Consider the following 9,914-nt stretch of genomic DNA (forward strand, 5'->3'; position numbering starts at 1 on the left):
GCGGTGCGCTGTTCGGCACCAGTGGGCGTTCACGCTCAATAGCTGCCAAGGTCAGCGCCTGACCGTTGGTGGCTTTGCGCAACAGAGCAGCGGCCAACGCACGCGGGCTGCAACCGATATCGGCAGTCAGACGATCCAGCAGGTCGCCGTGGGTCGATTCAGCATCAGCAACCAGTGGCGCCAAGCTGTTGGTCAGTTTCTTGATGCGAGCATCAAGTACTGCCTGAGCATCCGGCAGGCGGACCTCAGCAACTTTTTGACCGGTTACACGCTCGATCACTTGCAGCATGCGGCGCTCACGTGGCGTCACCAGCAACAGTGCACGACCTTCGCGACCAGCACGGCCAGTACGGCCGATACGGTGAACGTAGGACTCTGGATCGTAAGGCATGTCAACGTTGAACACGTGAGTGATACGCGGAACGTCAAGGCCACGAGCAGCTACGTCGGTCGCTACAACGATGTCCAAACGGCCATCTTTGAGAGAGTCGATAACGCGCTCACGTTGGTTCTGGGCAATGTCACCGTTCAGCGCAGCAGCTTTGTAGCCTTTGGCTTCAAGGGCGCTAGCCAGGTCCAAAGTCGCTTGTTTGGTTCGCACGAACATGATCAGTGCGTCGAAGTCTTCAACTTCCAACAGGCTCAATACAGCCGAGGTCTTCTGGTCAGCGTGAACCAACAGGTGAGCCTGTTCGATCGCGGTAACGGTCTGAGTTTTGGTCTGAATTTTGACGTGTTGCGGGTCACGCAGGTGGCGCTCGGCAATGGCACGAATCGACTGCGGCAAGGTTGCCGAGAACAATACGGTCTGACGAGTAGCAGGCAAAGCCTTGAAGATCACTTCAAGGTCATCCATGAAGCCCAGCTTGAGCATTTCGTCAGCTTCGTCGAGAACCAAGTGGTTCACGGTCGCCAATACTTTTTCGTCACGACGCAGGTGGTCGCACAGACGGCCCGGAGTGGCGACAACGATTTGCGCGCCATTACGGATTGCTTTCAGTTGTGGGCCCATAGGCGCACCGCCGTAAACGGCCACAACGTTAACGCCCGGCATTTGCTTGGCGTAGGTTTCAAAAGCGGTTGCTACTTGCAGCGCCAACTCACGAGTTGGCGCTAGGATCAGGGCTTGCGGTTCGCGCTTTGCAGGATCGATGCGATTGAGGATAGGTAGGGCAAAGGCGGCGGTTTTACCCGTACCGGTTTGCGCCTGACCAATCATGTCGTGACCGGCCAAAATGATCGGGATCGATTGCTGCTGAATAGCCGAAGGCTCTTCGTAGCCAGTCGCGATGACGGCTGCAAGAATATTCGGATTAAGATTAAAAGCGGCGAAGCCGCCGGTTTCCTGGGTCATGGGTCTGCCTCTAAGTGCATCCGCAAAGACCCATGCTCCAAAGCTGCGCATGCCGTGTAAGACTCAAGAGTCGCCCTGGCTGCTTTGTCGTCGGGGATTTGCGAAAACGTTAAATGAATGGAGCGTTCAGGGTAGTCCGCGAAACGGACGAGCAGCCGAAGTGGACTTCGGGAAATGCAACACCTAAACGTGGCCCGGCTAAAGGCCGGCGCGCACTATACCGGATTTCACAAAAAAAAGAAGCGCTTTTTTAATACTGAATCGTCTGTATACCTCTATAGGCCGGGCTTTGACGATAATTTGCACCTCGCGAAATCATCGCCCGCCCGCCTATGAAGGGCCTGGCGCTAAAACGATTCATCTTGGCGCTTTAGGTCGCAGGCCGGATCGCCTTGATCAAGGGTTCCAGCGAATACCCCAAACGAGACGCCAACGCATGGGCGCGAGCTGTCAAAGCGTCCCTATCAAGGTCCTGATGCAGATCACTGGGCACCAGCAGGATCACATTGCCCTCTTTGACCGGCAGTTCCCAATAGTGGCGATGGTACAAGCCCCGTAATAAAGCGGCACCCAGCGGTTTGCCGTCATCGGTTGCCCATTGATTGATCACCAGCCAGCCGTTGGGCAAAAGCTTTTTCTGGCAGTTTTCGAGGAACGTCCAGGCCAAATGACCGGGTGCTGGGCCCAAATCGTTGTACAGGTCTACAAAGATCAGGTCAGCAGGCTCGGCGCTGGGTAGCAGATCCAATGCATCACCAATACGAATGTACAGCCGCGGATCATCGTCCAAGCCTAGGTATTCAATGGCCAGACGCGGTACATCCGGCCGTAACTCAATGGCTTCGACGTCATCGAGGGGTAAAAACTTGAGGCAGGCCTGGGTCAGCGTTCCAGCACCCAGCCCCAAAAACAAAGCACTGTCTGGCGCCTCATGGCATAAGGCGCCGATTAACATGGCTCGAGTGTAGTCGTACTCCAGCCAACTGGGATCGCTGGTAAACACACAACTTTGCTCGATCGCATCGCCAAATTCGAGGAAGCGGTAATCGGCCACTTCCAGTACTCGAATCATGCCGAAATCATCATGGACTTCAGCGAGCAGGCGCTCTTCGCGCTCCTCAGACATTGCCTCTCCTTGCCGCGCCCCGGCACACACCGGACAGCACGCTAAAAACCACCACTCGAAGCCGAGCGCAAAGGCGCGATTGTCGGCCATAGCAACGCAACAGGTCACGTACTAATTGCTGCTAACATGCGCCACCCCCCAACAACACTAGAGTCTGCAATGAGCCAACCCTGGAGCCCTGACAGCTGGCGCGCCCTGCCGATCCAGCAACAACCCCACTACCCCGACGCAGCCCATTTGCAGCGGGTCGAACAGAGTCTGGCGAGTTATCCGCCCTTGGTTTTTGCAGGTGAAGCCCGCGAACTGCGTCGTCAGTTTGCTGAGGTCACTCAAGGTCGGGCGTTTCTATTGCAAGGGGGCGATTGCGCAGAGAGTTTTGCCGAGTTTTCAGCCGCCAAGATTCGTGACACCTTCAAGGTCTTATTGCAAATGGCCATCGTCATGACCTTTGCGGCGGGCTGCCCGGTGGTCAAAGTCGGGCGTATGGCAGGCCAGTTCGCCAAACCCCGCTCGGCCAACGATGAAACGATCAACGGTGTAACGCTACCGGCCTATCGCGGCGACATTGTGAACGGTATCGGCTTCGACGAACAAAGCCGCGTTCCTGACCCAGAGCGCTTGTTGCAGTCCTATCATCAGTCCACCGCGACCCTGAACCTGCTGCGCGCCTTTGCCCAAGGCGGTTTTGCCGATTTGCATCAGGTACACAAGTGGAACCTGGACTTTATCGCTAACTCGGCGCTGGCTGAAAAGTACAGCCAACTGGCTGACCGTATCGACGAAACCTTGGCGTTTATGCGCGCTTGCGGCATGGACAGCTCGCCGCAACTGCGCGAAACGAGCTTCTTCACTGCTCATGAAGCGTTGCTGCTGAACTACGAAGAAGCCTTTGTGCGGCGCGACAGCTTAACCAACGACTACTACGACTGCTCAGCGCACATGCTCTGGATTGGCGACCGTACCCGCCAGTTAGACGGCGCCCACGTCGAATTTTTACGCGGCGTGAACAACCCGATTGGGGTTAAAGTCGGGCCGACCATGAACACCGAGCAATTGATCCGCCTCATTGACATCCTCAACCCCGACAATGACCCCGGCCGCCTTAACTTGATCGTGCGCATGGGCGCTAATAAGGTCGGCGATCACCTGCCGCATCTGATCCGTGCAGTTGAGGGCGAAGGCAAACAGGTGTTGTGGAGCTGCGATCCGATGCACGCCAATACCATCAAAGCCAGCAGCGGCTACAAGACCCGCGACTTTGCGCAGATTCTGGGTGAAGTGAAACAGTTCTTCCAAGTTCATGAGGCCGAAGGCAGCTACGCGGGCGGGATTCACATCGAGATGACCGGACAAAACGTCACCGAGTGCATAGGCGGCGCGAATCCGATTACCGAAGACAGCCTATCAGACCGCTACCACACCCATTGCGACCCGCGTATGAACGCGGATCAGTCGCTGGAGCTGGCGTTCTTGATTGCCGAGACGTTAAAACAAGTTAAGCGCTAAACCCCGTGTAGGCACTGCCACAGGCTGCGATCTTTTGATCTTCAACGTTAAAAGATCGCAGCCTTCGGCAGCTCCTACGCAGTGGACTGCCTGTCAGACCGCTACGAGGTTCACTTCTTCATCGGGTCATCCCAAAACGGGCGATGACTTTCGAGTTCGATATCCGCCCGGCTCAACCCCAAGTCTTTGAGCGTCTCATCACTGATACGCCGTAACGCCGAACGCTCCCGCGCAAGTTGATACCAACGCGTAATACAAGCAAGCCATGTGATACCTGTTTGACCTTTCATCACTTGAGTCCTCCGTAGGGATGGCTCAAGTCTCGGGCCAGGCTTAAGATCAATCCAACGAATGTTTCTTATGTGATGCATCTCTGAGATTGATCAATGGCTGACTTCCCCAACATCGACACCGACCTACTACGTACTTTCGTCGCCATTGCTGATCATGGTGGTTTCACGCGCGCAGCTGATGTGGTTAATCGCACACAATCAGCGGTGAGCATGCAGATGAAACGGCTCGAAGAAGACGTGTTGCAATGCGCGCTTTTCAAACGCGAGGGCCGCAGTGTCAGCCTCACCACTGAGGGTCTGCTGTTGCTGGGTTATGCGCGGCGCATTCTGAAGTTACAGGGGGAAGTGTTCAGTACGCTGCGTAAGCCGCACATGGTGGGTACGGTCAAAATCGGCTCACCGGATGATTACGTGATGCGTTTTCTGCCAGGCGTCTTGTCGCGCTTTGCTCAAGACTATCCGCTGATCGACGTAGAGGTGCATTGCGAGCCCTCCAGCCAATTACTGCAACGTAATGACTTGGATTTAACCATCGTGACCCGCATGCCAGGCAGCGAGATGGGCCAGATCCTGCGGCACGAACGTTTCGTCTGGATGGTGGCTGAAGGTTTCTCACCACACGAACAAACACCTTTGCCGCTGGCGATGTTCAACACCGATTGTTTCTGCCGAACGTGGGCTTGCAACGCGCTGGATAACCAGCAACGCGAATACCGGGTTGCTTACACCAGCGCCAGCCTGGCAGCGATTAATGCAGTGGTCAGCACCGGGCTGGCCGTGACCGCCCAATTACAAAGCCTATTGACCCCGAATTTGCGCATCATTGGCGAGGCGCAAAATCTGCCCGAGCTACCGTCTGCCAGTATCGTGCTGCTGCGTAAACACAGCGGCGCCACCTCGCCGATCATTGAGTGCTTTGCCGACTATATCGTTGAAGGTTTTAAGCTTTAATCGCCAACAGCCCTGCACACAACAACAGGAACGCGCAGTACAAACCTCGCAACATGCGCTCTGGCAACGCGTGGGCCACTTTGACGCCCCAGCTAATGCTCAGCAGGCCACCGATTGCCAAAGGCACACCCATCAGCCAATTCACCTCGTCGTGCACCGCATAGGTCAACAAAGTAACGCCCGTGCTGGGCGCGGCCAGAGCGAGCGACAAGCCTTGAGCCATCACTTGGGTTGTCCCAAACAGGCTGGTTAAGACAGGGGCCGCAACCACCGCTCCGCCGACGCCAAATAACCCGCCAGTGGTCCCAGCAACGGCGCCGAGCACACCGTACGCCACCCAGCCATAGCGCGAAGCGTTGACCGCTTGGGTGGGCGAGCTGTAGAGCTTGATTAGGTTGTAAAGCGTCACGCAGAGCAAAAAGACAACGAAGCCCCAGCGAATCAAATACCCCTCCACGCCGACCGCGAGCATTGCGCCCAACCAGGCAAAACAAAAACTCATTCCCACCAGCGGCAGCGCTTGGCGCAGATCAATTTTGTTGCGTTGGTTATAGCGATACAACGCCAGAAACACGTTAGGCACTGCCATGACCAGCGCCGTGCCTTGAGCGATCTGTTGATCCAGACCGAACCATAAACCCAACACCGGAATCGCGATTAAACCGCCACCGATCCCAAACAGTCCGCCCAACGCACCTAGGGCCAGGCCCAAGGCTATGTACATTGCAAAATCTATCAACATTTCTGCCCCTCAATCAGAGCGGCCATGCTACCCAGTCACTCCCAGACGGCAAAGCTTTAAACCGCACCTTGCGCTTGATTTCATGAATAAAAAAACCCGACGTTAACGTCGGGTTTTTGGTCGTGCGGTTAACGCCAGAATTACTTGGCGCGGCCCTTGTAGGAGCCACCTTCACGGGTGTCGATCTCGATCATGTCGCCGATTTCGATAAAGTCAGCAACGCTCAGCTCGGTGCCGTTTTTCAGTTTGGCAGGCTTCATCACCTTGCCCGACGTGTCGCCACGAGCAGAACCTTCGGTGTAGTCAACCTGACGTACGATAGTGGTCGGCAGCTCTACGGAAACCAGACGCTCTTCGAAGAACACGGCTTCGCACACGTCAGTCATGCCTTCTTCTACGAATGGCAGAACGGCTTCGATGTCTTCGGCGTTCAGCTCGTACATGGTGTAGTCAGTAGTGTCCATGAACGTGTAGGTGTCGCCGCTGATGAAGGACAAGGTCGCTTCTTTGCGATCCAGGATCACGTCATCCAGCTTGTCGTCAGCGCTGTATACGGTTTCAGTTTTGTAACCCGTCAGCAGGTTCTTCAGCTTGGTCTTCATGATTGCGCTGTTACGACCGGACTTGGTGAACTCAGCTTTCTGAACCAGCCAAGGGTCGTTGTCGATACGAATCACTGTACCGGGTTTAAGCTCTTTACCAGTTTTCATTGCGAGTATCCGAATTTGGATTGAGATTTACAAAAATCTAGGCCGCGTATCATATCCAATTTCTATAAAACAGTACTAGCGCTTGCGCAAGATCAGCCCGTAATGACTGTCCCAGACACCATCGTTCGCTATGTTCAGTCAGCTCAGACCACTGCTCCAGCACCTTACTCCAAGCGTGGGCCATGTCAGAACCCGCGTTCCAGGCATGCCACAGCCCGGTAAGCGCTTGCGCAGCGTCAGGCGATAAGTCTTTGATGTACAACTCAAGAAACGCATTGAGTTTGACCCAATGAGCGTCTTCTTCCTGTTCATAGATGTGCCACAAAAACGGCCGCCCTGCCCATTGCGCTCTGACAAAAGAGTCCTCTCCGCGCACGGCGTTGAAATCGCAGCTCCACAAAAGACGGTCGTAATCTTCTTGTCGGACAAACGGCAAAGCTTGGATCGTTAATGCACCGCGCCGCTCAACTTGCCCCAGCGCCAACGCCTCGACTTCAAGCCAGCGCAGCAAATCACCCATTATCCGCCCTTGGGGTACCAGCAAGTGAATGGCCGTAGCACCTGTGGCCATCGCCTCTAACCAACTTGCCAGCCCGGTATTTTCGTAGGCAAACAGTGAGACCAGCCGCGCTGCGGGTGCGGGATAAACGCCCAAGCCCTCTAAGAACGCCTGTTTGGCACGCGGCTCTTGCTCAAAGGCTCGGCGCCGGGCCAGCAAGTCGGCCTCGCGCAGTAACCCACCCGTTCCGGTTTCAAAGCCTGGAAAGAAAAAGGTCCGTTTTAAGCCGTCAGGCCGCAGGGAATCCAAACCGTGGCAACCACTGACCCAGTCTTCAGCACTTAAATACTCAAGATTGATCCACAGCGCCGGGGTTTCTCGCACTTTCATGGCGTGTAGATAAGGCTCTGGCAAGGTACAAGCGAAGGCTTCAATGACCACGTCCGCCGCCTCTACAGGCTGCCAGTCTTTGGGCCACACGCGCACCTCGACCCCCTGCCGCCATTGCTGGGCAGCATCGGCATCGGCATCAGGACACAGCGGCACAAAGGCGTTTAAATCGTCGACCCACAACCGCACAGGCACCTGATGCTCGGCCACCAATTGCCGGGCCAAACGCCACGTCACGCCGATGTCGCCGTAGTTATCGACCACACTGCAAAAAATATCCCAGGAGGCTTTCATTCCGGGCTCCGACAGTCAAAGGGCGGATTGTCCACATAAACCAACGCCGACAGCTAGGCTCTCGTGCAACAATCGCCGCTTGTTTTTATCAAGCTGCCTTTATGAACAAGACCGCCGTGTACCAGCAGATGCTGGAAAAACTCGCCATCGACTTGGACGTGCTCCAGCGAGCGGCGCAAACCGCTTATGAAGCCGCGACCCACGAAGAAAACATCGCCGAGAATAAATACGACACCCTTGGCCTTGAAGCGTCTTATCTGGCAACCGGCCAAGCGCGTCGAGTCGAAGAGATCCGTCAGGCGCTAAAAAGTTGCCAAACCATGCCTCTCGCCCCGTTTAACCCGGACCTAGGCATTCAACTGGGCACACTGGTCAAACTGGAAGCCGACAACGGCCAAGAACAGTGGTTGTTTTTGGCCCCGCAAGGCGCCGGGCTCAAGCTGCAACATGAGGGGCAGACCGTCACCGTTGTTACACCTCGGGCGCCGCTGGGTGCGGTGTTGATCGCCAAACAGGTGGGCGATGAGGTGCAGATCACGGTGAGCGGCGCAGTGCAGAGGTTTGTGGTGTGCGAGGCTGAGTAGTTACTTGGCTGCCATCAGACGATTGACTTCACTACGGACCATGTTGGCGTATTCCGGCGGCGACATATCGTCCAGTTCCGAGCGCACCCATTGCGACCACTTGCCCTTGCGCTTGGCGCGCTCACCGAATAAGCGCGCAGCGTCGGCTTTAGCTTTGCCTAGGTTGCTTTGCCATAGCTCGTACAAACGAGACTTTTCATCTTCAAGCGCAGCACGCTCGGCGAGAGGCTTATTGGCAAGGTTGAAGCTCATTAGATTTTCCTGCGGCGTAAATTAGGCGACATCTTACACCCTCAAAAGAAGTGTCTCAGTCTGGATTTTAACTACGCTCACACCTCAGCCTCACAATCCGTTAAAAAACGATGCAACTTTTTAGCGCTGGGTTGACTCCATTAGTCATCACCCCATTCACCTGCAAGGAGTACCGCAATGGCTCGAAAAAATGCCGTACAAGCCGCTGAAGATCAGATCAAGGATCAAGCGTTCAGTGAGCTTCAAGAGTTAATCGCCGAATCTGACAAGCTGCTCAAGGACAGCGCGTCTCTGATTGGCGAAGAGGGCGAAACCCTGCGCGCTCAAGTTGGCATCAAGCTTAAGCAAGCACTGGAATCCGTGACTAATGTGCGCGAACGCAGCAAGCCGGTGGTCGACGCCACTGAACACTATATCGGTGGCCACCCGTGGCAAACCGTAGCGATCTCAGCCGGTGTTGGCTTGGTCGTAGGCCTGCTGCTAGGTCGTCGCGACTAACCTCGCGGTAGCCAGTACCACAAAGCCCCTCGCTGTCATGGCGAGGGGCTTTGTCGTTTAGAAATCAAAATTTCAGACATATTCAGTGACATTACGACTGAGCATTCCGGATACTTGACGGTATTCCACTCTTACCTAAGAGACAGTCAATGTCTGAGTCACCTGCTACGACCAAACCTTTAAGCACTGCCCTGATCCTGCTGATGGCGGTTGCCACTGGCCTAGCGGTCGCCAGTAATTACTACGCCCAACCGTTGTTACACACCATCGCCCAAGAGCTGGGTCTGAGCATGGAGAGCGCCGGGACGGTGGTGATCACCGCGCAACTGAGTTACGGCGCGGGCCTGTTTTTGCTGGTCCCGCTGGGCGATCTGTTTGAACAGCGACGCTTGATTGTGACCATGACCGTTATTAGCGCGCTGGGCCTGTTACTCAGTGCCTTTGCGCCCTCGCTGACGTGGCTGTTAATCGGCACCGCGGTCACCGGGATGTTTTCAGTCTCAGCCCAAGTGTTAGTGCCAATGGCCGCCAGCCTCACCGACCCGCAAAGCCGTGGCCGAGTCGTGGGCACCCTGATGAGTGGTTTGCTGCTGGGCATTCTGCTGGCGCGTACCGTCGCAGGCGCCCTCTCCTCCGCCGGTGACTGGCGGACTATTTATTTGTTAGCCGCCTCGCTGATGTTTATCAGCGCCATTTCGCTGTTTTGCGCCCTACC

Annotated in this window: 12 protein-coding genes; 5 read left to right on the top strand and 7 right to left on the bottom strand. The window is 55.7% G+C overall.

Going from position 1 to position 9,914, the window contains the following annotated elements; translation table 11 throughout:
- Both AQS70_RS05075 and AQS70_RS05080 read right to left on the bottom strand, forming a co-directional pair.
- Positions 1-1,354, bottom strand: a 1,354-nt coding sequence (locus AQS70_RS05075; protein ID WP_055101822.1) for a DEAD/DEAH box helicase, incomplete at its 3' end; no start/stop codon positions are given.
- 370 nt (positions 1,355-1,724) lie between these two features.
- The gene (locus tag AQS70_RS05080; protein ID WP_055101823.1) at positions 1,725-2,480 is read right to left on the bottom strand and encodes a spermidine synthase; all 756 of its coding nucleotides are present in this window, start codon (positions 2,478-2,480) and stop codon (positions 1,725-1,727) included.
- A 159-nt stretch (positions 2,481-2,639) separates the two neighbouring features.
- Between AQS70_RS05080 and AQS70_RS05085 the strand changes: the two genes are divergently transcribed.
- Positions 2,640-3,986 (top strand): class II 3-deoxy-7-phosphoheptulonate synthase, encoded by a 1,347-nt coding sequence (locus AQS70_RS05085; protein WP_055101824.1) that lies wholly within the window; start codon positions 2,640-2,642, stop codon positions 3,984-3,986.
- Positions 3,987-4,096: 110 nt separating this feature from the next.
- Here AQS70_RS05085 and AQS70_RS05090 read toward each other — a convergent pair whose 3' ends face one another.
- Positions 4,097-4,276 carry a DUF1127 domain-containing protein gene (locus tag AQS70_RS05090; protein ID WP_055101825.1) on the bottom strand — a complete coding sequence of 60 codons (180 nt, stop codon included), beginning with the start codon at positions 4,274-4,276 and terminating at the stop codon, positions 4,097-4,099.
- 96 nt (positions 4,277-4,372) lie between these two features.
- Here AQS70_RS05090 and AQS70_RS05095 point away from each other — a divergent pair, with 96 nt between their 5' ends.
- Positions 4,373-5,230 (top strand): LysR substrate-binding domain-containing protein, encoded by an 858-nt coding sequence (locus AQS70_RS05095; protein WP_055101826.1) that lies wholly within the window; start codon positions 4,373-4,375, stop codon positions 5,228-5,230.
- Here AQS70_RS05095 and AQS70_RS05100 read toward each other — a convergent pair.
- The 3 genes from AQS70_RS05100 to earP form a co-directional block, all read right to left on the bottom strand.
- Positions 5,220-5,972 (bottom strand): sulfite exporter TauE/SafE family protein, encoded by a 753-nt coding sequence (locus AQS70_RS05100; RefSeq protein ID WP_055101827.1) that lies wholly within the window; start codon positions 5,970-5,972, stop codon positions 5,220-5,222. The two genes, AQS70_RS05095 and AQS70_RS05100, sit on opposite strands and share 11 nt — an antisense overlap.
- A gap of 140 nt (positions 5,973-6,112) precedes the next feature.
- Entirely contained in the window at positions 6,113-6,682 is a 570-nt protein-coding gene (locus AQS70_RS05105; RefSeq protein WP_048368748.1) for an elongation factor P, read from the bottom strand.
- A 49-nt stretch (positions 6,683-6,731) separates the two neighbouring features.
- The gene (gene earP / locus AQS70_RS05110; protein WP_055101828.1) at positions 6,732-7,865 is read right to left on the bottom strand and encodes an elongation factor P maturation arginine rhamnosyltransferase EarP; all 1,134 of its coding nucleotides are present in this window, start codon (positions 7,863-7,865) and stop codon (positions 6,732-6,734) included.
- A 101-nt stretch (positions 7,866-7,966) separates the two neighbouring features.
- Here earP and AQS70_RS05115 point away from each other — a divergent pair, with 101 nt between their 5' ends.
- Entirely contained in the window at positions 7,967-8,449 is a 483-nt protein-coding gene (locus AQS70_RS05115) for a GreA/GreB family elongation factor (RefSeq protein WP_055101829.1), read from the top strand.
- Here the strand turns inward: AQS70_RS05115 and AQS70_RS05120 are convergent, their stop codons facing one another.
- The gene (locus AQS70_RS05120) at positions 8,450-8,701 is read right to left on the bottom strand and encodes a hypothetical protein (RefSeq protein WP_055101830.1); all 252 of its coding nucleotides are present in this window, start codon (positions 8,699-8,701) and stop codon (positions 8,450-8,452) included. It abuts the gene before it with no gap.
- A 177-nt stretch (positions 8,702-8,878) separates the two neighbouring features.
- Here AQS70_RS05120 and AQS70_RS05125 point away from each other — a divergent pair, with 177 nt between their 5' ends.
- On the top strand, positions 8,879-9,199 hold the full coding sequence (locus tag AQS70_RS05125) for an ElaB/YgaM/YqjD family protein (RefSeq protein ID WP_055101831.1): 321 nt from the start codon (positions 8,879-8,881) through the stop codon (positions 9,197-9,199).
- A 149-nt stretch (positions 9,200-9,348) separates the two neighbouring features.
- Positions 9,349-9,914 (top strand): MFS transporter (locus AQS70_RS05130; RefSeq protein ID WP_156355021.1); only part of this gene is annotated, 566 nt, incomplete at its 3' end.

The sequence above is a fragment of the Pseudomonas endophytica genome, from assembly GCF_001411475.1.
In the GTDB taxonomy this organism is placed as follows: Bacteria; Pseudomonadota; Gammaproteobacteria; order Pseudomonadales; family Pseudomonadaceae; genus Aquipseudomonas; species Aquipseudomonas endophytica.